Source organism: Paucibacter hankyongi, assembly GCF_037482915.1.
Lineage (GTDB): Bacteria > Pseudomonadota > Gammaproteobacteria > Burkholderiales > Burkholderiaceae_C > Paucibacter_A > Paucibacter_A hankyongi.
Genome location: NZ_JBBHJX010000003.1, coordinates 17,049 through 42,666 on the forward strand (window position 1 = coordinate 17,049; position 25,618 = coordinate 42,666).

Consider the following 25,618-nt stretch of genomic DNA (forward strand, 5'->3'; position numbering starts at 1 on the left):
CCGGCGATGTTCGACCAACTTGGCGTGATCGGCTGCGGCCTGATGGGCGGCTCCTTCGCCCTGGCACTGAAGAAAGCCGGCCTGGTCAAACGCGTGGTCGGCTACAGCAAGTCGCCCTCCACCACCGAGATGGCCAAACGCTTGGGCGTCATTGATGTGGCGGCCGAATCAGCGCTGCTGGCCGTTTCGGGCTCTGACATCGTCTTGATCGCCGTGCCGGTCTCGGCCACCGAGTCGACGCTGAAGGCGATCCGCCACCTGGTGACGCCCAAGGTCTTGGTGATGGACGTGGGCTCGACCAAGGGCGATGTGGTGGCCGCGGCGCAGCGCGCCCTGGGCAAGCACATCAATGGCTTTGTGCCGGCGCACCCGATCACCGGCAAGGAATCGGGCGGCGTGCAAAACGCCGATGTGACGCTATACCAGGACTGCCAGGTCATCCTCACCCCGCTGCCGCAGACCGATGCAGGCCTGGTGCAGCGCGCCACCGATGTCTGGTCGGCGCTCGGCGCCCGCGTCTTGAAGATGACGCCGGAGAACCATGACACCGCCTTTGCCGCCGTCAGCCATTTGCCGCATCTGCTGGCTTTTGCCTACTTTCAATCGGTCGCCGCACAACCGGCCGGCCGCGATTTCCTGAGCCTGGCGGGTCCGGGATTCCGTGATTTCACCCGCATCGCCGCGAGCGAACCCTCGGTCTGGCGTGACATCCTGATGGCCAACAAGGCCGAGGTGCTGGTGCAGTCGCAACGTTTCCGTCAAGCACTGGACGCCATCGAAGCGCTGTTGAAAAACGATGACGCCGCAGCGCTGGAAGCCCGCATCCGCCTGATCTCGGAAGCCCGCGCCCAGTGGCAATTGGCGGCACCGCGCCAGCCCAAGTAGACCGAGAGCGCAGGCGCATGCCGCGCGCGGCCCTCTACCGCAACCTTTTTTGCTGACACCATGTTCAAGATTCCTTTCCTCGACCTCCCGCCGCTGCGCAGCGCGGCCGGCACCGTGCGCCTGCCGGGCTCCAAAAGTATCTCCAACCGCGTCTTGCTGCTGGCCGGCTTGTCGGAAGGCGTGACCGAGGTCCACGATCTGCTCGACAGCGATGACACCGCCGTGATGCTGGATTCGCTGAAGGCCCTGGGCTGCCATCTGGAAACCTCGGACCACGGCAAGCTGCGGGTCACCGGCATCGGCGGGCGCCTGAGCGTTGATGAAGCCAAGCTGTTCCTGGGCAATGCCGGCACGGCGATGCGCCCGCTGACGGCGGCTTTGGCAGTGTTGGCCGCCACCCAAGGCGGCGAGTTCGAACTGAGCGGCGTGGCCCGCATGCACGAGCGGCCGATTGGCGACTTGGTCGATGCCCTGCGCTTGCTGGGCTGCAAGATCGATTGCCTGGGCCAAGAGGGCTATCCGCCCTTGAATTTGAGCGGCCCGTCGGCCTTAGACCTGAGCCAGCCGGTCAAGGTGCGCGGCGATGTGTCCAGCCAGTTCCTGACGGCACTGTTGCTGGCGCTACCCTTGGTCGCGACCGAGCAAGACGTGGTCATCGAGGTCATCGGCGAGCTGATCTCCAAGCCCTATATCCACATCACGCTGGAACTGCTGAAGCGCTTTGGCATCCAGGTGCAAAGCGAGGGTTGGCAGCGCTTCACCATCCCGGCCGGCAGCCGCTATCGCTCACCGGGCACGGTGCATGTGGAAGGCGATGCCTCCTCGGCCTCTTACTTTGTGGCCCTGGGCGCCTTGGCGGCGCTGGACTCCCCGCTGCGCATCGAAGGCGTGGGCAGCGCCTCGCTGCAAGGCGATGTGCGCTTTGTGGAAGCGGCGCAGGCCATGGGCGCCAAGGTCGAAGCCGGCCCCAATTGGTTGGAAGTGCGCCGCGGTGCCTGGCCCTTGCGCGGCATCGAGCTGGACTGCAATCACATTCCCGACGCCGCCATGACCTTGGCCGTGATGGCCTTGTACGCCGACGCGCCGACGCTGCTGAGCAATATCGCCAGCTGGCGCGTCAAGGAAACCGACCGCATCGCCGCCATGGCCACCGAATTGCGCAAGCTCGGCGCCCAGGTTGAAGAAGGCCCGGACTGGCTGCGCGTGCATCCGCTGAAGGCCTGGCAAGCCGCTGCCATCCACACCTATGACGATCACCGCATCGCCATGTGCTTCTCGCTCGCCGCCTTCAACGGCCTGGTCGCGGACAAGACCCACGCCTCGGTGCCGGTGCGGATTCTGGAGCCGCACTGCGTGGCCAAGACCTTCCCCGATTACTTCGAAACCCTGTTCGAGGTCAGCAAGGCGCGCAGCAAAGACATTCCGGTGATCTGCATCGACGGGCCCACCGCTTCCGGCAAGGGCACCCTGGCCGATGAAGTCGCCCATGCCTTGGGCTATGTGGTGTTGGATTCCGGCATGTTGTACCGGGCCAGCGGCCTGGCCGCGCAACGCGCCGGTGTCGACCTGGACGACGGCCAAGCCGTTGCGGCAATCGCCGCCCGCCTGGACCTGCATTTCCGCAAAGGCCGCGTCACCCTGGGCGAAGATGACATCACAGAGGCCCTGCGCCTGGAAACCACCGGCCTCTTGGCCTCCAAGGTCGCCGCCCACCCTGAGGTGCGCCACGCGCTGAATCAATTGCAGCTGGATTACCGCCGCCTGCCCGGCTTGGTGGCCGACGGGCGCGATATGGGCACGGCCGTATTCCCCGATGCGCAACTGAAGGTTTTTCTCACGGCCAGCGCCGCCACGCGGGCTGAGCGCCGCTACAAGCAATTGATTTCCAAGGGAATTTCGGCTAGTATCGCGGGCTTGCGTCAAGATTTGGAGGCGCGTGACTTGCAGGACAAATCCCGCAAGGCATCGCCCCTAGCCCCTGCCGCAGATGCGCGCGAGCTCGACAATTCGGCCCTGTCCATTGAGGAATCAAAGGAATTGGTGCTGGCTTGGTGGGCTCAAGCGGGGTCGTTTGCAGACCAGCGTTGATCTGCAAAAGACTCAGTAACACGCCGGACCGGTCTTCCATTCGAACGTCAGTTCCCCAAGACCGGTCTTGTCCACAACCTAACCCGCGAAGCCGCAAGGCCCAGCACCCATCGTCCGCCGGTCAAACGCCTTGATCAGCTGGCCAGGAAACACCATGTCCCAAACCCAAACCACATCCTTCGCCGCCGGCTCTTTTGCCGCCATGTTCGAGGAGTCGCTGCAGCGCTCCGACCTGCGCGCCGGTGAAGTGATTTCCGCCGAAGTCGTGCGTATCGAGCACAGCTTCGTCGTCGTGAACGCAGGCCTCAAGTCTGAGTCCTACGTGCCAATCGAAGAATTCAAGAACGACCAGGGCGAGCTGGAAGTTCAAATCGGTGACTTCGTTTCCGTGGCCATCGACGCCATCGAAAACGGCTACGGCGACACCATCCTGTCGCGCGACAAGGCCAAGCGTCTGGCCTCGTGGCTGTCGCTGGAAACCGCACTGGAGTCGGGCGACTTCGTGACCGGTACCGTGTCGGGCAAGGTCAAGGGCGGCCTGACCGTTCTGGTCAACGGCATCCGCGCCTTCCTGCCGGGTTCCCTGCTGGACACACGTCCGGTCAAGGACATGAGCCCGTACGAAGGCAAGACCATGGAGTTCAAGGTCATCAAGCTGGACCGCAAGCGCAACAACGTTGTGTTGTCGCGCCGTGCTGTGGTTGAAGCTTCGATGGGCGAAGAGCGCGCCAAGCTGCTGGAAACTTTGGCCGAAGGCGCCATCGTTCAGGGCGTGGTCAAGAACATCACCGAATACGGTGCATTCGTGGACCTGGGCGGTATCGACGGCCTGCTGCACATCACCGACATGGCATGGCGCCGTGTCCGTCACCCGAGCGAAGTGGTCACTGTCGGTCAGGAACTGACCGCCAAGATCCTGAAGTTCGATGCTGAGAAGAACCGCGTTTCGCTGGGTCTGAAGCAGCTGGGCGACGATCCGTGGTTCGGCGTGGCCCGCCGCTACCCGACCAGCACCCGCCTGTTCGGCAAGATCACCAACATCGCTGACTACGGCGCGTTCGTTGAAATCGAGCCGGGCATCGAAGGCCTGGTGCACGTGTCCGAAATGGACTGGACCAACAAGAACATTGCTCCTTCGAAGCTGGTCACCTTGGGTGACGAAGTCGAAGTCATGGTCCTGGAAATCGACGAAGACAAGCGTCGCATCTCCCTGGGCATGAAGCAGTGCAAGGCCAATCCTTGGGAAGATTTCGCTGAAACCGTCAAGCGCGGCGACCGCGTCAAGGGCCCCGTCAAGTCGATCACCGACTTCGGCGTGTTCGTTGGCCTGGCTCAAGGCATCGACGGTCTGGTGCACCTGTCCGACCTGTCGTGGAACGAAACCGGCGAAGCTGCTGTGCGCAACTTCAAGAAGGGCCAAGAAGTCGAAGCCCTGGTTCTGGCCGTGGACGTCGAGCGCGAGCGCATCTCCCTGGGCATCAAGCAGTTGGACAGCGACCCGTTCACCACCTACACCACGGTCAATGACCGCGGCATGACGGTGACCGGCAAGGTCAAGACTGTGGACGCCCGTGGCGCCGAGATCGAGTTGGCCGACGAAGTGCTGGGCTACCTGCGCGCTTCGGAAATCAGCCGTGACCGCGTGGAAGATGCCCGCAATGTGCTGAAGGAAGGCGACGAAGTCACTTCCGTCATCATCAACATCGACCGCAAGACCCGCAACATCCAGTTGTCGGTCAAGGCCAAGGACAACGCCGACAACCAGGAAGCTATGCAGCGCCTGTCGGCCACGTCCGAGCGTGAAAACGCCGGCACTACCAGCCTGGGCGCTCTGCTGCGCGCCAAGCTGGACAACCAAGGCTAAAAATTGCCCTCAGCTCCTTCGGGGGCTGTGCAATGCCGAACAGGCCCGCCTCCGCAAGGAGCGCGGGCCTTTTTTATGAGAACCTTCTGCCCACTCTGAACCGCCCCCATGACCCGTTCCGACCTTGTTGCCTTGCTGGCCGACCGCTTTGGTCAACTGACGCAGCGCGACACCGAATTTGCCGTCAAGACCATTCTTGACGCCATGTCGGATGCCTTGGCGCGTGGCCATCGGATCGAGATTCGCGGCTTTGGCAGCTTCCAGGTCAACCGCCGCCCGCCCCGCACCGGGCGCAACCCACGCAGCGGCGCACAAGTCTTGATCCCAGAAAAACTGGTCCCCCACTTCAAGCCGGGCAAGGCCTTGCGCGAAGCCGTCGACGCCAGCGGGCAAGCAACGACCGAAGTGCCAGCCAAGCAACAGTTTGCTGATTGAGCGCCCCTAAGTCCGCAGATTGCATGCAGCGGCCGCACTAGAATCGCCGCTCAATGAGCATCTTCATCTGGCTGTTTAGAGCCTTCCTCTTTTTCGCACTTTTTGCCTTCGCGCTGAACAACAGCGACGAGGTCATCGTGCGCTGGTTCTTCGGTCGCGAATGGCGCTCGCCGCTGGTGATCGTCGTCCTAATCGCCTTTGGCATGGGCTGTGCCCTGGGTGTCTTGGCCATGGTACCGGCCTGGTGGCACCACCGGCGCATCGCCGTCAATCGCACGTCCGCAGCCACACCAGAAGGCCAAGACGGCAACGCTCCCCTGACCCCTCCCGCCGTAATCCACGATGGACTTTGATCTTCGCTGGCTGCTCTTTGTGCTGCCCGCGGCTTTTGCCCTGGGTTGGCTCGCCTCCAAACTCGACACCCGGCAGTGGAAGCGCGAACAACAAAGTGCACCCAAGGCTTACTTCAAAGGCCTCAATCTGCTGCTGAACGAGCAGCAAGACAAGGCCATCGACGCCTTCATCGAAGCCGTCCAGCACGACCCGGACACCTCCGAACTGCACTTCGCGCTGGGCAATCTGTTCCGCCGCCGCGGCGAGTACGAGCGCGCGGTGCGGGTGCATCAGCACCTGCTGCAACGCGGTGATTTGCCACGCAGCGAACGCGACCGTGCTCAGCACGCCTTGGCGCAAGACTTCTACAAAGCGGGCCTGTTTGACCGCGCCGAAAGCGCTTTTCAGGCGCTGATGGGCACGCCCTTCGAAAACGAGGCCGAGTTGGCCTTGCTGGCCCTGTATGAGCGCACCCGTGACTGGCGCAAGGCCGCCGAAGTGGCACGCCTGCTGGAGCAGACGGGCACCGCCTCCTTCGCCGCTCGCATTGCGCATTACCTGTGCGAGTTGGCCTTGGAAGCACAGGCTCGCGATCAAGACCTTGAAGCGCAAAAGCTGCTCTCCGAAGCCCGCAAGGTTGCGCCGCAGTCGGCGCGTGCCCATGTGTTGCTGGGGCAGATGCATGCCCGTTTGAGCGAGCACAAACAGGCCATGAACGCCTACGCGGAGCTGTTGGCGGTCAACTCAGAAGCCTTCAATCTGGTGGCGCGTGAATTTGCCGAGGCCGCCATGGCTTGCGGAAGCCAAGAGCGCGCTCTGGCCATTTTGAGCGATCAGTACGGCCGGGCGCCAGGCATGCATCTGCTGCGAGCAATCGCTCAACTCGAACCCACCGCGGCCCAACAGCGCGAGCGCCTCAGCCGCCATCTGCGAGAGCAGCCCAGCCTATCGGCCGCCCGCACGCTGCTGACACAAAGCCAATTCCAACTGACCGAGGCCGAGTCGCCGCTGGTCACAGGCGCCATCGACCGCGCCGTGCGCCCGCTGCAGCGTTACCGCTGCGCCGCCTGCGGCTTCGAGGCGCAGCACTATTTCTGGCAGTGCCCCGGTTGCCTGAACTGGGACACCTACCCACCGCGCCACGTGGAAGAACTCTAAGAAAGCCAGGACCATGGACGAGCGCGTCATCCTCTGCATGAAATGGGGCACCAAGTACGGCCCCGAATACGTCAACCGGCTCTATGCCATGGTGCGCCGCCACCTCAAGGGCGAGTTCAAATTCGTCTGTTTGACGGACCGCAGCGAAGGCATTCGCGATGAAGTGCAATGCCTGCCGATTCCCGAGTTGACCCTGCCTAACGGTGAACCCGAGCGCGGCTGGAAAAAGCTCACCACCTTTGAGTCCGACCTTTATGGCCTCAAAGGCACGGCCCTATTCCTCGATCTGGACGTGGTGATCGTGGGCGACATCACGCCCTTCTTTGAAGTGCCGGGCGAGTTCTTGATCATCCATGACTGGAAACGCCCCTGGCGCATCACCGGCAATTCTTCGGTCTACCGTTTCCAACTCGGCGCCCATGCCGATGTGCTGCAGAAGTTTCGCGAGAACCAGGCCCAGGCCAAGGCCGACTTCCGTAACGAACAGGCTTATCTGACCGATGTGCTGCACAAGCAGGGCAAGGTGAAGTATTGGGACTCAAGCTGGTGCGCCAGCTACAAATACCACTGCATCCCGACCTGGCCCACCAGCTATTGGCGCGACCCCATCATCCCCAAGGGCGCTCGCATTCTGATCTTCCACGGCGTGATGAACCCGCCCGACGCACTGGCCGGTCGGAACAATGGCAATTGGCGACATGCTCGCCCTGCGCCTTGGATCGCGGACCATTGGCGCGAATAAGCCGACGGACGCCCTGCCCGGCATGAGTGGATTCGCCCTTGTTTTGACAATCGCCTTGGCCCTGCTGGCCTTGCTGCTGCTCGCGCTGCTTTGGGAAGGCGCGCAGATTCTGTTCGCCAGCGTCCCGGCCAGGCCCAAGACTGTGCTGGTGATGCCGCCGTCGACTGCGGAAGAACCGGCTCCGCCCGCGCCCATCCCCAAACTGATCTGGGCCTATTGGCATGAAACCCCGCCGCCGGATTTCATTGCCCGCTGCCAAGCCAACTGGCAGCGCTTTGCCCCTGATCATGAGGTGCGCCTTTTGCACCAGGGCAATATTCGCGACTGGGTCGACACCCGCGCTTTTGAAAATCGGCTGCAGCAACTGCCCCACTTCAGACAAGCCGATTGGTTGCGCCTGCAATTGCTGGCCCAGCATGGCGGTTTTTGGATCGACGCTTCGGCGCTTCTGTGCGAAAGCCTGGCTTGGGCTCATGACTTGCAGCAGCAAAGCCGGGCCGAGTTTGTTGGCTTTTACATCGACCGTTTCACCACCCGGCCCGAGCAGCCCATCGTCGAAAACTGGTTCATGGCCGCGCCGCCCGGCAGCCCCTTCGTGCAAGACTTGGCCGAGGAGTTTGGCCAAGCCTTGAGCCAGGGCGAAGAGGCTTATCTTCAGACGCTTCATGCACAGGGCAAGCTCACCCGCGTGGCCCAAGGCCTGGGTCCCAAGGATCAAAGCTATCTGATCATGCACATGGCCGCGGCCGTCTTGTTGGACCAGCCCCGTCAGGCCTACCGACTGGCCCTGCTGCGCGCCGAAGACTCGGCCCTGGGCTTCCATGCGGCGCTGCGTTGGCGCAAACGGCACCTCAATGCTCGCCTGGCCCTCAGCCCCTGCCCCAAGCGCCTGCCGGTGCTGATCAAGTTGCGCGGCGGTGATCGTCGCGTGGTGGAACAAGGCTGGAATCGGGGCCGGGTTTATCGCCGCAGCGCTCTGGCGCGCCTGCTCGGCATGCCCTCCCGGTCAGACAAGGCATGAGCACGGATCTGCCCTGGCTGAGCATCCTGCTGCCGGTCTACAAGGTCGAGGCCTATCTTGCCGATTGCGCCGAATCCATCCTCGCCCAAGCCGATACAGGGGTGGAACTGATCTTTGTTGACGATGCCTCGCCCGATGGCTCGGCGCAAATATTGGCCGACTTGCAGGGCAAGCATCCGCAGCAGCTGCGCTGCATCCGGCATACCCACAACCAAGGCTTGAGCGCTGCGCGAAACACGGCCTTGAGCGCCGCTCAAGGCCAATACGTTTGGTTTGTCGACTCCGATGACCTGCTCGAGCCTGGAGCCATCGCTTCACTCAAAGCGACGGTTGATCGCCATGCTCCCGATCTGATTCTGTGTGATTTCAGGGCCTTCGACGACGAGAACAATCCACAGCGTTTGAGTCAGCCACGCTATGCCCACATCGCCACCTTCAAAGGCCCCAAGCGCGTCTTGAGCCAAGACCGCAGCGCCCTGCTCGGCGGCCTGTTTGAAGCCGGCCAACTGCATTCCTGGTCGAAAATTTTCAAACGCTCAGCATGGCCCGCCGGTTTGGTATTCCCAGTGGGGCGTACCTTTGAAGACCTCGCGGTGTCGCCCTATCTGGCCTTGCAGGCCCGCAACTACATCCATGTCCCGGAAGTCTGGCTCGCCTATCGGCAGCGCGCCGGCAGCATTTTGGCGAACCTCTCGCCCGCCAAGATCGAGGACTGGATGCTGGCCATGGTGGGTTTCGGAGCAGCCCTGAACGCAGCCGACCTGCCCCATTCCGATCAAACGCGCTTCGAAGTCGCACACTTTTGTGCGCGCACCTTTATCCGCGCCTGCAAGCGCAGAGTGAAGCTGGTTGGGCAGAGCCAAGACCCCGACGCATTGGCGCGCTATGCGCAACATTGGCAGAACTCGTCCCCGATGAGCGCAAGCGCTTTGATGCGCGCCTATCTGAGGCGCGGCCGCTGGCTGCGGGCCTTACAGTTTCACTACTGGACTCGGCGCGCCGCTCGGTGACGCCTAGACTTTAGGCTCGCGAATCAAAGCGAGACCAGCAAGTCCTCGTAGCGCTGCGTCATCAAGTCCCGGCCGTGCGCCTGCAAGGCGCGCTGGCGTGCATTGCGGCCCAGCCCCGCGGCAAACTCAGGGGCCCGCAAAAGCCGAGCCAAAGCATCGGCCAAGGCTTGCGCGTCGGCTTCCGGCACCAACAAGCCCGTCACCTCCGCTTCCAGCACACCCTCTACGCCGGGCACCAAGGTCGCCACACAAGCGCAACCTGCCGCCATCGCCTCAACCAAGGCCAACGGCATGCCTTCATAGTGGGTCGACAAGACAAAGATCTGTTGCCGCATCAGCAAGCCCGGCATATCGCCGTGATGGCCGAGGAACTTCACCTGTTCACCCAAGCCCAGTTGCAGCACCAACTCCTGCGCAGCCTGGCGATAGCTGGACTTGCCGGTCCCGGCCAAATACAGGAGCGGTGACAGGCCCTGCGCCTTCAACAAAGCCAAGGCCCGAATCAAACTCAGGTGATCTTTTTGGCGGGCAAAGCGCGCCGACATGACCAGGCCCGGCTTTCTGTCCTCAAACGCGAGCTGTTCCGCCGCGGCATAACGCGACAAATCAATGCCATTCGGGATCGCCAAGGTCTTGGCTTCCGGCATGCCCAGCTGCACCAGGTGCCTCCGCACCCCTTCCGACACGCCGACCAATTTGGCGCTGTATCGGCTCAAATACTTGGCTTGCTTGAGCCGCCACCAGCTGTAGCGTTCTCGCGAGTTGTGCTCCACCTGCACCAGGTGCTTGACGCCCGCCCACAGTCCCGCCCAGCGCCCCAGCAAATGCTCAGGAAAGCCATGGGCAAGCAGCACATCGGGTTGAAGCTCCAGACACAAGCGGCGCAAGGCCCAGATCGTCGCCAGATGCGCCCAACCTGGCAGCACCCACACCTGCAAGCCTTTGTCGCGCAGCGCCTGCACGCGAGCTGCATCGGTATTGCGCTTGCGGCGCAGCACCAAGACCGGATCAATCCGCTCGCTCTGCAGCCCCGCCAGCGCCAAATCAACGGCCACCTGGGTCGCACCCGAAAAGCCGCCGGTGACGAAATGCAGCACCTTGATGCGGCCATTGGTGCGCCAAGCTTTCGGAAGCTGCGCCTCTCCGGGCTTTGTTGTCACTGTCATGCCATGCAGTATAGAAACTGCAGCGACAATCCCTGGCCATGACGACTGATTCTTCCGACAACAAGCCCGTGGCGCGCCGCCTGGCGAGGTTTGTCAAACCGTATCGCGGCGGGCTGGCGCTGACCCTGCTGTCCTACGCCGCCGTGGCCGCTACCGAACCGCTGATCCCCAAGCTGATCAAGACCGTGTTTGGCGAAGGCTTCGAAACCCAGTCCTTCTCCGTTTGGTGGGTGCCGGTGGTTTTGATCGGCCTGTTCGCCGTCCGCGGTCTGTTTGGCTTCTTGGGTCAGTACCTGCTGAATTGGTCGATATCACGCACCGTGATGGACATGCGCTGCGCCTTGCTGGAAGCCTTGCTGAAGGCCGATGCGCGCGTCTTCACCAGCTTGCAGCCCGGCACGGCCGTCAGCAAGGTGGTGAATGACCCTCAGCAGGTGATGAATCTGATCAGCGGCCCCTTCATCAGCGTCTTGCGCGACGGACTCCCTGCCATCGCCATGCTCGGTTATTTGATCGTGCTGAACTGGAAGCTGACCTTGCTGTCGCTGGTGGCCACCCCGGCAATGGCTTTTGTGATCCGAACCGTCAACAGCCGGGTACGCAAAATGGGCAGCTTGGCCTATGACGCGCAATTGCACCTGATCAACAAGGTCGATGACGTCACCCGCGCCTGGCGAGTGGTGCGCAGCTTTGATGCGGCCGACCACGAACGCGCCCGCTTCGCCGAACGCGCTCAAGAGGTACAGCGCAACTCCTTGAAGCAGGCCGCCGCAGGCGCCTTGTCGCAACCCTTGTCGCAGTTTGTCGCCAGCTGGGGTTTGTCGCTGATTGTTTGCCTGGCCTTGCTGCAAGCCCGCGAGGCCAAGACCGGCGTCGGCGACTTTGCCGCTTTTGTCACCGCCTTGCTGCTGCTGACCTCGCGCCTGCGGCACCTGAGCGATTTGATGCAACCCATCATCAGCGCCATGGTGATCGCCCGCGGCTGCATGAGCTTGCTGGACATGCCGGTCGAGCCCGACAAGGGCACACAGGAATTGAAGGCCTGCAAGGGTGAGATTCAGATGCAGCAGGTGCGCCTGCAATACCCCGGCGCCGATCGCCCGGCCTTGGATGGCTTGGATCTGAACTTTGCAGCCGGCCACACCACCGCCTTGGTGGGCGCCTCGGGTGCGGGCAAGAGTTCCATCATTCATCTCTTGCTGGGCTTCGGCCAGGCCGACAGCGGCCGCATTCTGATCGACGGCGTGGAAGTGCAAGACATCCGCAAGAGCAGCCTGCGCCAGCAATTCGCTGTCGTTTCACAAGACATCGTGCTCTTCGATGCGTCGGTGGCCGACAACATTGCCTACGCTCAGCCGCGCGACGAAGCCAAGCTCGAGGCCGCCCTGCGCGCCGCCAATTTGTGGGAGTTCGCCATCGAGCTGCCCGAGGGTCTGGACACCATGATTGGCGCCAACGGCAGCAAGCTGTCCGGCGGCCAGCGCCAGCGCTTGGCGATTGCGCGCGCCCTCTACAAAGACGCGCCGATCTGGGTCTTTGACGAAGCCACCTCGGCGCTCGATACCGAAAGCGAACGCGCGGTGCAGCAAGCCTTGGAGCAATGGGCCGGACGCAAGACACTGATCGTCATCGCCCACCGCCTGTCCACCATCCGCTCGGCCGACACCATCCATGTGCTGGGCGGCGGCCGGCTGCTGGAAAGCGGCACCCACGCTGACTTGAGCGCGCGCGACGGCGCCTATGCGGCCATGGTGCGGGCCCAGCACGGCGATTGAATCGTTTCTTGAAGGCAGGTCATCGTGTTGCGTCGAACTTGCCTGCTAGTCTCGACGATGGCCCTGGCTTGTTGGCTAGCTGGGTCACAGCCCGCCGAGGCGCAGCCGCTATTGCTGGAAGCCAATCAGGCCAGCCGCGCCGAGCTTGAATCGCTGACCGGCCTGGGGCCGGCTCTGGTGGAACGCATGCTTACGGCGCGTAGCGAAGCGCCATTCAAGGATTGGGCCGATCTGCGCCGACGTGTGCATGGCATCGGAGCGGCCACCGCAGCCAAGCTTTCTGCGCAAGGGCTGCGCGTCGCCGGCCAAGCCTATGCCGAGCCGGCAAGTCCGTCAGCCCCTAGGGGCGAACTCAAGAATTGATGAGGCCCGGCACGGTCTCCGCAAAGCCCGCCTTGCGGCGCCGCATGGCGGCCGGGTCGACCTGCGGCGCTTGCGCCGGCCAACCAAAGAAGGCCTGCACCTCGGCGCGACGCGCCAGCGTGTCACTCATGCCCAGATTGATCAACTCGCCGGTGAACGAAGGCTCAAACAGCAAATAGCTGGTCAGGGCGGAACCGCTGGCCCCCTTGCCCTCGCCAGACACGCCGACGCTGCGCAACAGCCCCTTGATGGTGGGCGGCAAGCTGCCTTGATGCTCGGCCGCCAAATCATCGAGGCGTCGACTCGGCGCGATCACCAGCACATCCACCGGGCGCAGCGAGGTTTCCTCGCGCGCGGCCGTTGGCAGCAAGGACAAGGTATTGTTGATGCGCTGCAGCCGTTCTACGTCGACCGCCAACGCATCCAGAAAGATATTCGACAAGGCATGACCGGCAATCTGCGCCATGCTCGGATGGCCGGTCACCAGGGCCGGCCGACGGCTGCCGGGCGGCTCATGCATGCGGCCCGCACCGATCACCAGCACCCGGTCTGCGCCCAGGTGGATGGCCGGCGAGATCGGCGCACTTTGGCGCATCGATCCGTCACCAAACCACTCTTTCTGCCCATCCAACTCCAAAGTCTCGGCCGGGAAGATGAAGGGAATGGCAGACGAGGCCATCAGATGTTCGACCGTCAAGCGAGACTTCACCGCAATGCGCTGCGAGCGCAGCCAGGGCTCGAAGTCCTTGTGCGTTTGATAGAAGGTGACGTGCTGGCCGGAGGTGTAGCTGGAGCCACTGATGGCCAGCGCCTGCATATGGCCGGCCGCCAGCATCTCTTCGATTCGCTCCATCTGGATCCAGCGCCTCAGCAGCCGCCCAAGTGGCGCGTTATCCAGCAGGCTGCGGGGGCTGGTCCGGCGCCAGCGCACAAACGCCCATCCCAGACTCATCATCGTCAACCACCGCGCACCGGTCCGGATGATGCCGAAGGCGTCGGCACTGTAGATCTGGTCCACATGCAGGTTCTGCCACAGATGCACCAAGCCATCGACGGCACCATCAAAATCATCCGCGTGGCAGGCCAAGGTGGCTGCATTGATGGCGCCGGCCGAAGTGCCGGCCACCACCGGGAACGGGGTCGAGCCCTGAAAGCCCGCATCGCGACGCAGCTGGGCCAAGGCCGCCAAGACGCCGACCTGATAGGCGGCGCGCGCCCCGCCACCGGTCAAGATCAGACCCGTGGACGGTTGGGAGGGCACTGGCGGGCTGTTGGGATTCGACACTGCGTGGTTTGAATTCAAGGCATTGCCATCATCGTTGAATTTACCCGCCTTTCGTCGCCGAAAAAGCAGGCCTTGCCCCGCCTACAAGTTCAGCGCTTGATGAGCGCTAGGCCAAGCAAAGCCGAAAAGCCGGTGAACCTCATGATCTGTGCTGAGCTCTGGTGCGTCAATCGCGCCGATATCTTTTGCCCACATCAAGCCACATCAAGCCCAATCAATCCCTATCAGGCCCCGGCTTCATAGATGATTTGCGACACCGGCCCTTTTTTAGCCTCTGCCGCACCCGCCGTTGGCGCCAAGCCAATGCTCACGCCCAAAGCAGCCAGAGCTTCGTCGCAAGGCCAGAACTTGCTCTCATCGCCGAGATCGATCTTGAACTCCGCGCCCTGATACTCGCCACTCAAGAAGTGATGGGTCTGCATGCGCAGCCCCTGATTCACCGCACCTTGCTCGGTCTCCAAACGGCGTGGCGGCCATTGTTTGATGACCTCCTGCAAGGCCGGCAGGCTTTGTTTCACCGGCACATAAAAATACTTGCCAAAGCGAACCCGCGCAGCGGCCAGATCCCAGACCGCCTGCACATTGAAGCGGAAGCCCCCAGCAAAGCGGTCCATCTGCACCTTGCCCTGCAGAATCAAGAGCTCGTCATCGACCAAGAGCTCTTTGTGCAGATTGAGCAGTTCTTCGTTGGCCACCGCCTCGATCACATCGCTCTTGTCGTCCAGCTTGAAGATGGCCACCCGGCCGCGGTTGCCGTTGATGACACGCAAGTCGCTGACGATGCCGGCCAGCATCACCACCTCACGGCTCTGCGCCGCGTCTTCCACATTGGCCACACGGCGGCGCACCATGCGGCGCACTTCTTCGCCGCTTTGGTCAAACAAATGGCCGCTCAGGTAGAAGCCGATGGCGGTCTTCTCGAGGCTGAGCTTTTCCTTGATGGTCCAGGGGGCGGCATCCACCAAGTCGGGTTCCGCGGTGCTGGATGCGTGGCTGTCGCCAAAGTCGAACAAACCGCCTTGGTCGGCATTGGCCTCTTGCGTTTCCGCATGGGTGTAGCCGCGCGCGACGCTGGCTAAGAGGCGCGCACGGTCCGGCTGCAAGGAGTCAAAGGCGCCGGCCTTGATCAAGGCTTCGACCACGCGCTTGTTGCAGGCCTTGCGGTCGATGCGGCAGCAGAAGTCATAAAAACTCTTGAAGGGTCCGCCCTTTTCGCGCACCGCCACGATGGAGTCGATCGCGCCCTTGCCCGTGCCCTTGACGGCGCCCAGGCCGTAATTGATGCGCTTGGGCCGGCCGCCGGGCGTGCCCGGCGCCGCCCAGTTCGGGAACACGCCGTCGCCCGGCATGATGGGCTCAAAACGGTGCACACCGAGGTTGACATTGGGCGGCTCGAAGTCGATGCCGAAGAGCTTGGCGTCATTCAACAAGACCTTGAGCTTGTCGGTGTCGTCCATTTCGATGGTCATGTTCGCGGCGAAGAACTCGGCCGTGAAATGCACCTTGAGCCAACCCGTGTGATAGGCCAGCAGCGAGTAAGCGGCGGCGTGCGACTTGTTGAAGCCGTAGCCCGCGAACTTCTCCATCAAGTCAAAAACTTCGTCGGCCTGCTTTTCATCCAAGCCGTTGACGGCCGCGCCCTTGCGGAAGATGGCGCGGTGCTCGGCCATCTCCTCGGCCTTTTTCTTACCCATGGCGCGGCGCAACATGTCGGCGCCGCCGAGGCTGTAGCCACCCAGCACCTGGGCGGTCTGCATCACCTGTTCCTGATAGACCATGATGCCGTAGGTCTCGGCCAGCACCGGTTCGGTCAGCGGGTGCGGGTACTCCACCACTTCCTTGCCGTGCTTGCGCGCCACAAAGGTGGGGATCAGGTCCATAGGCCCCGGGCGATAGAGCGCGTTCAGGGCGATCAGGTCTTCCAAGCGCGAAGGCTTGGCGTCCTTCAACATGCGCTGCATGCCGCTGGATTCAAACTGGAACACCGACTCGGTCAGGCCCTCGGAGAACAGCTTGTAGGTCTTGCGGTCATCGAGCGGAATGGTCTCGAAGGCGAAGTTCTTTTGATCCGGGTAGCGGGCGACGATGAAGTCCTTGGCCAACTCCAAAATCGTCAGCGTGGCCAGACCCAAGAAGTCGAACTTCACCAGGCCGATGGCTTCCACATCGTCCTTGTCGTACTGGCTAACTGCCGAGTTGGAGCCGGGCTGTTGGTACTGCGGGCAGAAGTCGGTGATCTTGCCCGGCGCGATCAGCACGCCCCCGGCGTGCATGCCGATATTGCGCACCATGCCTTCCACACGGGCGGCCAGCTTCAGCAACTCGGCCACTTCTTCTTCCTGGGCCTCGCGCTCATTGATCTCGGGCGCCTCATGGCGGGCGAAGATCATCTTCTCCTTGTCGGGGTCAAAGTTCTCCGGCAGCTTGGCCAGCGTCACCGTCTTGCCGGGCGGCGCCGGGATCAGCTTGGCGATGGAGTCCACCTGGCCATAACCCATGCCCAGCACCCGGCCAATGTCGCGCAAGGCCGCCTTGGCGGCCATGGTGCCAAAGGTGGCAATCTGGCTCACCGCCGGGCGGCCGTATTTGTCTTTGACGTAATCGATCACCCGGTCGCGGTTGCCCTGACAGAAGTCAATGTCGAAGTCGGGCATGGAGACCCGCTCGGGGTTCAAGAAGCGCTCGAACAGCAGGTTGTACTGAAGCGGGTCCAAGTCGGTGATCAAGAGCACATAAGCGACCAGAGAGCCGGCACCCGAACCCCGGCCCGGGCCCACCGGGCAGCCGTGCGTTTTGGCCCACTTGATGAAGTCACCCACGATCAAGAAGTAGCCGGGGAAGCCCATCTTGATGATGGTGCCCAGCTCAAACTCCAGGCGCTCGACATAACGCGGCCGTTCGGCGTCGCGCTTGGCCTCGTCGGGGAAGAGCAGCTTGAGTCGGTCTTCCAGCCCCTCGAAGGACAGCTGGCGGAAGTACTGCTCCATCGGCATCGACGTGCCGTCTTCCAGCAAGGGCGTCGGGAAGTTCGGCAGCTGCGGCTTGCCCAACACCAGGCTGATCGAGCAGCGGCGGGCAATTTCCACCGTGTTGGCAATCGCGGACGGGATGTCGGCGAACAGCGCCTCCATATCGGCCTGGCTGCGGAAGTACTGCCCCGGCAGAAAGCGCTTGATGCGCTTGGGGTTGGTCAGGGTCTCGCCCTCGGCCACGCAAACGCGCGCTTCATGGGCCTCAAAATCATCCGGGCCCAGAAACTGCACCGGGTGTGTGGCCACCACCGGCAAGCCCTGCTCGGCGGCAAAGGGCACGCTGGCCTGCACCAAGGCCTCTTGGCCCGCCAGACCGGCGCGCTGCAGCTCGATATAAAAGCGCCCGGGGAAAATTTCGGTGAAGCGCTGGGTCCAATCCAGCGCGCGCGCCTTGTCGCCGCTGAGCAGGGCCTGACCCAGGCCGCCAAATTGCGCGCCCGACAGGCAGATCAAGCCCTCATGCAGTTCGGCCATCCACTCCCATTTCAGGCAAGCCTGGTTGCGCTGCACGTTTTGAATCCAGGCGCGCGACAGCAGCTCGCACAGATTCAGATAGCCCTGCTTGTTCTGCACCAGCAGCAAGAGGCGGCTGGGGTTCTTGTCGGAGCCTTCCGGCTCCAACCAACAATCGGCGCCCAGGATGGGCTTAACGCCCTTTTTGCGCATCGCGTTGTAGAACTTGATGCCGCCAAACATATTGGCCAAATCGGTGATGGCGCAGGCCACCTGCCCATCTTTGGCCGCCAGCGGGGCGGCATCTTCGATGCGTAAAGTGCCGTCGACGACGGAAAACTCGGTGTGGGTGCGCAGATGTACAAAGGCCATTGCGGCATTGTACGAAGGCAAGTTCGCGCCGCAGGACTGTCACCAAGAGCGCTTATGCTGCCGAACCTGGAGGAGACACCAAGATGCTGATCAAGCCCCGCCTTTCCTGGCTGGCTGCTGCCCTGCTGATCGCAGGCAGCGGCACCCCCGCCCTGGCCGCAAGCGCGGCCGCAAAAACAAACGCTGCCGCCGGCAAAACCCTCAGCAGCGCCGAGCTGATCGCCCAGTCGCCGGACAGCGAATGGCGCCCGCTCGCCCCCGAAAACACCCTCCTGATGGAGCTGCCCCAGGGTCAGGTCTTGATCGAGCTGGCACCGCGCTTTGCACCCCGCCATGTGGCCAATATCCGTGCGCTGGCGCAGGGCGGCTTCTACGACGGCCTGGCCATCGTGCGCGTGCAGGACAACTTCGTCGCCCAATGGGGCGACCCGAACGCCGATGAGGCCGGCCTGGCAAAGCCCTTGAGCGCCGGCGCCAGCGCCAAAATTCCGGCCGAGTTTTCGTTGCCACTCAAGAACATTCCCAAGGCCGATTTCGCCCGCCTGCCCGATCTGGACGGCTGGGCGCCGCTGACCGGCTTCGTTGATGGCTTTCCGGTCGCGGCCAACCCGAAGACCGGCCAAGCCTGGATGGCGCACTGCTATGCCACGGTCGGCGCCGGCCGCAGCGATGCGGTCGACTCCAGCACCGGCGCAGAACTCTATGCGGTGATCGGGCAAGCACCGCGCGGACTGGACCTGAACATCACCGTGGTCGGCCGGGTGTTGAAGGGTATCGAACTGCTGGCCAGCCTGCAGCGCGGTGGGCCCAATATGGGCTTTTACGACAAGGCGGAGCAGCGCACCAGCATCCTGCGCCTGCGGCTCCTGGCGGACATCCCCGTCGCCGAGCGTCCTGCGCTGCAGGTCTTGCGCACCGATGGCAAAACCTGGCCCCAGCTCTTGCAGAGCCGTCGCTCGCGTGGCGGCTGGTTCGTGCACCAGCATCAGCATGTCGACCTGTGCGGCCTGAACGTGCCCACGCGGGCAGCCAAATAAGCCGCCGGCCTTTTTCTGAATTTCGCCCACTGTTGAGTTTGGACATGTTCAATTCATTGGCTTGCTTGCCCTCCTCCGTCCTAGGCCGTAGCGCCGTCAGCCTGGCGCTCTCCCTGGTCGGCCTGTTTGCCAGCCAGGCCTCGGCCGCACCGGCGCCGGCCAGCCAGGCGGCGCAGATTCGCAAGAGCATTGGCGAGCGCATGCCGACCTTCCCCAAGATCGATCAGATCAGCACAACGCCCTTCGCGGGCTTGTTTGAGGTGCGCATCGGCAAAGACCTGTTCTACACCGACGCCGGCGGCAACTACCTGATGCAGGGCGCCCTGCTGGACACCAAAAAGAACCTCAATCTGACCCAAGTGCGTCAAGATGAGTTGAATGTGGTGGACTTCGCCACGCTGCCGCTGAAGGACGCCATCGTGCTCAAGCAAGGCAGCGGCGAGCGCAAGCTGGCGGTCTTCTCCGACCCCAACTGCGGCTATTGCAAGCGTCTGGAGAAGGATCTGCGCCAGGTCAAGGACGTCACCATCTACACCTTCCTGGTGCCCATCCTGGCCGCCGACTCGATGCAAAAGAGCCGCAATATCTGGTGCAGCAAGGACGCCGGCAAGAGCTGGCTCGACTGGATGCTGGACGGCAAAGCAGCCGCACCGGCCGCAGCCGCTTGCGACAGCAGCGCCATGGACCGCAATCTGGCCCTCGGCCAGAGGCTGCACATCAATGCCACGCCGGTCAGCGTGCCGGTCAGCGGCCGCATGGCGCTAGGCGGGCTGGATACCGCCGAGCTTGAACAGCTGCTGGCGACCAAGACGCGCTAAAACCAGCCACGCTGAAACCGAATCAAGCCCGACTCAAGGCCGATTCAGGCATCAGCGCGCATGGCCTGCGCGGCCAGTCCCACCGGAGCCGACCCGGCTGGCTGCCCGCCTGCATGCTCAGTCGGCTGATCGGCCAAGGCATTCAGCCGGGTGTCGGCCTCCAAGCAGGCGAAGGCCTCGGCCACCAGCGCCATCAGGCGCTGCGGATCTTCGACTTGGCTGCGGTCGGCAAACATGCTGATCTGGATTTGCCCCGCATAAGACATCAGCGCAAAGCCCACCCCCATGGTGCCGGCCTGCGGCACCCAACAGATCGCATCCAGCAGACGATTGCCGGCCAAGTAACGGGGCTCGGGCGGCCCCTCCACATTGGTCAGCACCACCGAGCCCTTGGCCGTGAACAGTTTCAAGACCCAGCTTTGCAGCACGCGCGGCAAATAGCCGGTCAAGGTCAAGAAAAACATCGTCGCATGGGGCTGGTGCGAGGCCTTGATCGCATTCATGCGGGCATTCGTTTGCAGTAGCCGATCCCGCGGCCGTTCGACATCGCTGGGCAGGTTGACGGCCACCAGACCGAAATGGTTGCCCAGCAAAAAGGCGTCGCCCTTGTTGCGCAGATTGAAGGTCACTGCCGCCCGCAGCGAGCGCCCGGCCGCCGGCTCGCCGCGCTCCTGCAGATAGGCGCGCAGGGCACCGGCCACCGCCGCCACCCAGACATCGTTGATGGTCGCGTTCATCCGTTTGGCAATGCTGCGAACCAGATTCAAGCTCAGGGGTGGCAGTTGCACCAAGGCCTTGTCGCCGCTGAGCGGTTTTTTCAGTGAACTGCGCCGGTCCGGCAGCAGCAGCGCCAGCCGACCCAGTTGCGCGCTGATGCGGGCCCAGAACAGCATGCGCCGCAACCTTGAGCACAGCAGGCCGGACGGTGCAGAAACCTTGGCGTGTTGAGGGTGCCATTCCAGCGACGGTGGCTGGCCGATGGCCATGGTCTCGTCGGTCAAATGTTTGAGCACATGGACGAGGCCGAGGCCATCGGTGATGCAGTGATGCAGGCGGAACAAAATAGCAAAGCCGCCCTCGGCGCGGCGTATCACTCGCATATGCCAGAGCGGCCGTCCGGACGCCAGAGGCCGCGGTGCTTCGCTGGCGAGCAATGCATGCAACTCGGTGTCATCCAGCGCGCCCTGCTCCGGGTCTAACTCGACGTGCTGAGCGAGATCGAAATCCGGGGCCGCCAGCCACAGCGGCCGCCCCCAGGCACTGCGACCGACCACCTGGGTGAAGCGCGCATAGTTGGGCAGTCGCTGCTCGAGGGTGGCGCGCAGGGCCGGAAAATCCAGTTGGCCCTCGAACATCAACAGGCTGTTGATCACCATCAGATTGCAATCACCATCCATGCGAAACCAAGAGAAGTCGCGCCGCGACATCCTTGCCTCACCCTGTACCTGCTGCCGCTGCTGCTGATCCATGCCCGCCTACCTTTCCATCATCCACGCTGCCAGGCGCGATGATGAGTTCCGGTGAACAAGCTGACCTGACTTTGCGAGCCAAGCTATTGGTTTTGCACACCCTCCATTTGGAGAGGTGGGAAAGCCCCAGGAACGTGGCGAGGGCCTGTTTTTCGCTTGAGCCAGATGAACGGAACCGTTCCCCCGATGGCCTCGGCCAGAGGAGCACAGAAGTCGGCCACAGGCGCATATTCATGGCGATGGAACATGCCGGCCCGAGCTGGAGCGATAGGCTGATTCGATAGATCAGCCAGCCTTCCTTTCAGCCCCGCCGCCCCTCTGTCAGTTGGGTCAAAACGTCTGCCAGCAAGCCCAGGGCCTGCTCGAAATTCAGGCCCACCAGGGCACTGTCCACCGCATCCATCGCCGCAGGCCACTGACCCGCATGCCGCTCGCGCAAACGCTCAAAAGCATCCAGGGCGCCCATATCGGAGTCTTTCAACAAGCCCATCAGCGCCTTGAGATCGGCAGCAAAGCCCGCCGGGTTGGCGTTAGCCAAAGGTGTCGTCACTGCCGACGAGACCCCAGGCGCTGGCGCCTCGGCGGTCTGCGCCGCCACGGATAAAGCCAGCAATTCGTCGGCCAAATGCGCTAGCTCCTTGGTGCCCGCTTGAATGTGGCCGGCCAAGACCTGGCGCCAATCGGAGCCCGGCACGGCACCTCGCCTGAGCATGCCCTCGCCCTCGCCGGTCAACTGCGCCAAATCGACCGCCCCCAAGGTCGCGGCCAAACCCTTGATGCCGTGCAGGGCCATCTGCGCCTCGGCCAATTGCCCCTCTGCCAGCATGCTCTCTAGTTGCCCCGGCAGCGCCAGCGCAGTGACGCTGAAGGAGCGCACCATGCGCTGGAACAGGGCTGCCTTGCCCATGAAACGGTCCATGGCCGGCTGCAACTCAATGCCCTGCGCCGCCGCACGCTGAGCCAGGGCCGCAGGCACCGCCAGGGTCGCAAACTTGAAGCGCGAGGGCGGGCTGCTTGCATCCACACCTCCGGCCTCGGCACCGACCCGCTCGGCCCCGCCCTTGCTGAGCGCCTTACCAGCTGCAACTTCAGAGCTGACTTCATCAGCGCGCCCAGTTTCCGCCCCAGCGCGCACCACACCCGGCCGAAGCTGGCTCAGCAACACAGCCAGCAAGGGTTCGATTTCAAAAGGCTTGCCCACATGCTCGTTCATGCCGGCGGCCAGGCAATCGGCCCGGTCCGAGGCCATCGCATTGGCCGTCATGGCCACAATCGGCAGGTCCAACAAGCCCAGTTCGCTGCGGATCAATCGGGTGGCGGTGTAGCCGTCCATGACCGGCATTTGAATGTCCATCAAGACCAGGTCCACCGCATCAGGCTGGGCACGCAAAAACTCGACGGCCAAACTGCCGTTGTCGGCCACCTGTACGCAGGCACCAGCCTCCTGCAGAAACTCGCAGGCCACCTGCTGGTTGTTCGGGTTGTCCTCAACCAGCAGCAGCCGCACGCCGGCAAGCGGTCGGGACTGCTCCGCAGCGGCGCCCACACGCGCCCGGCTCGATGCACCCGCCTTCGTCTGGCGACCAGCACGCGCATCCATCAGCGCGTCAAGCAGCATCGACGCGGTCAAGGGTTTGAGCAGCGTGCCGTCCAGGCGCGCCAAGTCGGCTTCACCCGCCTGCAACAGCAGCTCGCGGCCCTGCGCGTCCAACAGCGCGATGATGCTGGTGCTACCCGCCGGGGCCAATGCACGCAGTTGCGTCAGTCCTTGCCTAGCCTGCCGCCCCAGCATCGGCCAATCCACAAAGATGGCGTCATAGCGCTCGCCAGCATCGGCACGGCGCCCCAAATGCTGCAGCGCCTGCGCCAGGCTGTCGGCCTGATCCACCTGCCAAGCCAAGCCATGCCCCATGCGCTGAAACAGCTCGCGCGCAGCGGGGTTGTCGTCCAGCATCAGCACCAATTGGGGTTGGCGCGAGTCATCTCGGGCGCTTTCGCCCACGACCAGCGGCAAGCTGATTGAAAAATAGAAACGGCTGCCCTGCCCCAAGGTGCTGAGCAACTTCAGCTCCCCGCCCATCAAGGCAACCAAGCGCTGGCTGATCGCCACGCCCAGGCCGGTGCCACCATAGCGCCGGGTGGTGGAGGCCTCGGCTTGGGTAAAGCCGCTGAAGATACGCGCTTGGTTTTCCGGCGCGATGCCGATACCGGTGTCGCTGACGCTGAATTCCAGCGTCACATCCTGCGCACTGCGCTGCAACACCCGCAGCGTCAGGCGCACCTCGCCGCGCTCGGTGAATTTGAGCGCATTGCCGGTCAGGTTGATCAAGACCTGACGCAAACGCAGCGCGTCGCCGAGCAACTGCGGGGGCAGATCGGGGTCGATATCAAACAACAACTCCAGGTCTTTGGCGTCGGCATTGCCGGACAGGATCACCGCCACCTCGCGCAGCAAGGCGTCAATCTGAAACGGCCGCGGGTCCAACTCCATCTTGCCGGCCTCGACCTTGGAGATGTCCAGAATGTCGTTCAAGATGCCCAACAAGGAACGCGCCGCGCCCTCACTCTTGGCCGCATAGTCGGCCTGGCGCGCCGTCAACTCGGTGCGGCGCAGCAAGGCCAACATGCCCAAGATGGCATTCATCGGCGTGCGGATTTCGTGGCTCATATTGGCCAGAAACTGACTCTTGGCGCGCGAGCCCTGCTCGGCCGCCTCGGTGGCGCGCATCAACTCAGACACATCCAGGCGGAAGCCAACGATGTGGCCGTCCGACATGCGTCGCTCGATCACGCGAATCCAGCGTTCGTTGTCCATCTTGACCACAAAGGCGCTGTCGGCACGGCGGTGTTGCGCCATACGCGCGGCCACCCAATCCTCCTCGCGACCCCGCGCGTCGGCAAAGCGGCCGCAACGGGCCTGATGGCGGGTCAGAGTTTCGAAATCGATGCCTGCTTGCGCCAGCAACTCGGCCGACTCGGGGTACAGATCACGATATTTCTCGTTCCACATCACCACCTTGTCATCGGCATCACAGAGCACAAAGGCGCCACCGACCGCATCGATCGCGCCGCTGAGCAAGTCCGCATTGCGGCGCGCCTCGGCCTTGGCGCGCACCGCGGTGCTGATGTCGAAGCGGATCGACACGTATTTTTCAATCCCACCGGCCTCATCGAGGAAGGGCGCGATCAAGGTATCGACCCAGTACAACGAGCCATCTTTGGCGCGGTTGCACACCTCGCCGCGCCAGGCAGAGCCGGCCGCAACGGTGGCCCACATCTCGGCCCAGAACTCGCGCGACTGCACACCGGAGTTGACGATGCGGTGGTTCTGCCCGAGCAACTCTTGCTCGCTGTAGCCACTGATGCGGCTGAAAGCGGGGTTGGCCGCCGTGATGCGGCCGGCCCGGTCGGTCACCGACACGATCGCTTGCTGATTGATCATGGCCAGCAAGGCCTCGTTGTCGCGCCGCAACTGCCCGCTTTGCTGCGCCTGCTCCTGGCTGATGTCCTGCTCGGCCGTCGATTTGCTGTGAAACACCAGCCACAGGGCCATCAAATAAGCCGCCAAGCGCAGGCCATGCCAGGTCCACCACGGCAGGTCCCACAGCGAGGACTGCTCGAACATGACGGCCGCCGCACCCAGCAACAGGCATTGCAGGCCAAACAATAAATCGGCCGAGCGCCCCTGGCGCGAATAGTTCCATAGCAAGCGCAGCGCGGCCAGCAACATGCCCAGGCCGCCGCCCCGGTTCAGCAAGACCGCCAAGGTACTGAACTGCCCATCCACCAGCATGCGGGGCAAATCCTCAGCCGCCAACAAGGACAGCAGCCCTAGCAAGGCCGCCAGCGCCAGGCAGGCCAGGGGCCAGGTCTTGCCTCCCCGTGGGCCAAAGCGATCCGCCGGCAGCCAGACCAGCGCCAGCAGCCCCCCGCCCAACAAGGTGGCCAAGCTGTGCAGCCAGACAAAGGTATTGCCGGCCGCTTGCACCCCGTGCAGGCCGTCCAGACAGGCCATCGCCAACAAGGCCGCGGCGATTTGGAGGTTGCTACTGCTGCCCTGCTTGATGGCGTCCAGCCGTATCAGCAGATAGGCCACCATCGGCACCAGCATCGCGCCCGCCACCTCGACGCCGGCGTGCAAGGCCAGATGGGGGAAATGCCATTCAAAGCCCAGGATGCGGGCCAGCCACACACTCAGGCCGTGCAGCAAAAAACCAAACCCGAACAACACAGCCAAACTGCGGCGCAATTGCTTGGACTCTGCAGCAAGAGGCTTTCGGGGCATAGAGGCTCACTTTGCAAGCTCACCGCC

General features: G+C 63.2%; 18 protein-coding genes. 13 read left to right on the plus strand and 5 right to left on the minus strand.

All coding sequences use genetic code 11. The features are described from left to right. The first annotated feature begins 6 nt into the window (after window positions 1-6). From WG899_RS06075 to WG899_RS06115, 9 genes are all read left to right on the plus strand, one after another. Window positions 7-885 carry a prephenate dehydrogenase gene (locus tag WG899_RS06075; RefSeq protein ID WP_339594736.1) on the plus strand — a complete coding sequence of 293 codons (879 nt, stop codon included), beginning with the start codon at window positions 7-9 and terminating at the stop codon, window positions 883-885. Window positions 886-945: 60 nt separating this feature from the next. Beyond that, window positions 946-2,973 carry a bifunctional 3-phosphoshikimate 1-carboxyvinyltransferase/cytidylate kinase gene (locus tag WG899_RS06080; RefSeq protein WP_339594737.1) on the plus strand — a complete coding sequence of 676 codons (2,028 nt, stop codon included), beginning with the start codon at window positions 946-948 and terminating at the stop codon, window positions 2,971-2,973. A gap of 154 nt (window positions 2,974-3,127) precedes the next feature. Then, a complete protein-coding gene (gene rpsA, locus WG899_RS06085; protein ID WP_263536742.1) occupies window positions 3,128-4,837 on the plus strand; it encodes a 30S ribosomal protein S1 in 1,710 nt (569 codons plus the stop codon). Window positions 4,838-4,945: 108 nt separating this feature from the next. After that, window positions 4,946-5,272, plus strand: coding sequence for an integration host factor subunit beta (locus WG899_RS06090; protein ID WP_339594738.1), 327 nt, complete (start codon window positions 4,946-4,948; stop codon window positions 5,270-5,272). Between the two features lie 53 nt (window positions 5,273-5,325). Continuing rightward, the gene (locus WG899_RS06095) at window positions 5,326-5,625 is read left to right on the plus strand and encodes a lipopolysaccharide assembly protein LapA domain-containing protein (RefSeq protein WP_339594739.1); all 300 of its coding nucleotides are present in this window, start codon (window positions 5,326-5,328) and stop codon (window positions 5,623-5,625) included. Further along, window positions 5,615-6,763: a lipopolysaccharide assembly protein LapB gene (gene lapB, locus WG899_RS06100; RefSeq protein ID WP_339594740.1), complete on the plus strand. Its 1,149-nt coding sequence runs from the start codon at window positions 5,615-5,617 to the stop codon at window positions 6,761-6,763. The genes WG899_RS06095 and lapB overlap by 11 nt, the downstream gene beginning before the upstream one ends. A gap of 13 nt (window positions 6,764-6,776) precedes the next feature. Then, window positions 6,777-7,505 (plus strand): glycosyltransferase, encoded by a 729-nt coding sequence (locus tag WG899_RS06105; protein WP_339594741.1) that lies wholly within the window; start codon window positions 6,777-6,779, stop codon window positions 7,503-7,505. A 22-nt stretch (window positions 7,506-7,527) separates the two neighbouring features. Further along, window positions 7,528-8,526, plus strand: coding sequence for a glycosyltransferase family 32 protein (locus tag WG899_RS06110; protein ID WP_339594742.1), 999 nt, complete (start codon window positions 7,528-7,530; stop codon window positions 8,524-8,526). After that, window positions 8,523-9,536: a glycosyltransferase family 2 protein gene (locus WG899_RS06115; protein ID WP_339594743.1), complete on the plus strand. Its 1,014-nt coding sequence runs from the start codon at window positions 8,523-8,525 to the stop codon at window positions 9,534-9,536. Before WG899_RS06110 ends, WG899_RS06115 begins: the two co-directional genes overlap by 4 nt. Window positions 9,537-9,559: 23 nt before the next feature. On the opposite strand, the gene WG899_RS06120 is transcribed toward WG899_RS06115, so the two are convergent. Further along, a complete protein-coding gene (locus tag WG899_RS06120) occupies window positions 9,560-10,702 on the minus strand; it encodes a glycosyltransferase (RefSeq protein WP_339594744.1) in 1,143 nt (380 codons plus the stop codon). Between the two features lie 38 nt (window positions 10,703-10,740). On the opposite strand from WG899_RS06120, the gene WG899_RS06125 reads away from it, so the two are divergent. Together WG899_RS06125 and WG899_RS06130 are read left to right on the plus strand one after the other, a co-directional pair. Further along, on the plus strand, window positions 10,741-12,477 hold the full coding sequence (locus tag WG899_RS06125) for an ABC transporter ATP-binding protein (protein ID WP_339594745.1): 1,737 nt from the start codon (window positions 10,741-10,743) through the stop codon (window positions 12,475-12,477). A 57-nt stretch (window positions 12,478-12,534) separates the two neighbouring features. Next, window positions 12,535-12,840: a ComEA family DNA-binding protein gene (locus tag WG899_RS06130; RefSeq protein ID WP_339594746.1), complete on the plus strand. Its 306-nt coding sequence runs from the start codon at window positions 12,535-12,537 to the stop codon at window positions 12,838-12,840. Here the strand turns inward: WG899_RS06130 and WG899_RS06135 are convergent. Together WG899_RS06135 and dnaE are read right to left on the minus strand one after the other, a co-directional pair. Beyond that, entirely contained in the window at window positions 12,830-14,101 is a 1,272-nt protein-coding gene (locus tag WG899_RS06135; RefSeq protein ID WP_339594747.1) for a patatin-like phospholipase family protein, read from the minus strand. The two genes, WG899_RS06130 and WG899_RS06135, sit on opposite strands and share 11 nt — an antisense overlap. 248 nt (window positions 14,102-14,349) lie before the next feature. Beyond that, the gene (dnaE, locus tag WG899_RS06140; RefSeq protein WP_339594748.1) at window positions 14,350-17,982 is read right to left on the minus strand and encodes a DNA polymerase III subunit alpha; all 3,633 of its coding nucleotides are present in this window, start codon (window positions 17,980-17,982) and stop codon (window positions 14,350-14,352) included. Window positions 17,983-18,065: 83 nt separating this feature from the next. Here dnaE and WG899_RS06145 point away from each other — a divergent pair, with 83 nt between their 5' ends. Both WG899_RS06145 and WG899_RS06150 read left to right on the plus strand, forming a co-directional pair. After that, window positions 18,066-19,019 (plus strand): peptidylprolyl isomerase, encoded by a 954-nt coding sequence (locus WG899_RS06145; RefSeq protein ID WP_339594749.1) that lies wholly within the window; start codon window positions 18,066-18,068, stop codon window positions 19,017-19,019. A 44-nt stretch (window positions 19,020-19,063) separates the two neighbouring features. Next, a complete protein-coding gene (locus tag WG899_RS06150; RefSeq protein WP_339594750.1) occupies window positions 19,064-19,837 on the plus strand; it encodes a DsbC family protein in 774 nt (257 codons plus the stop codon). A 44-nt stretch (window positions 19,838-19,881) separates the two neighbouring features. On the opposite strand, the gene WG899_RS06155 is transcribed toward WG899_RS06150, so the two are convergent. Continuing rightward, window positions 19,882-21,306, minus strand: coding sequence for a WS/DGAT domain-containing protein (locus WG899_RS06155; protein WP_339594751.1), 1,425 nt, complete (start codon window positions 21,304-21,306; stop codon window positions 19,882-19,884). Between the two features lie 301 nt (window positions 21,307-21,607). Then, window positions 21,608-25,591: a hybrid sensor histidine kinase/response regulator gene (locus WG899_RS06160; RefSeq protein ID WP_339594752.1), complete on the minus strand. Its 3,984-nt coding sequence runs from the start codon at window positions 25,589-25,591 to the stop codon at window positions 21,608-21,610. Between the last annotated feature and the right edge of the window lie 27 nt (window positions 25,592-25,618).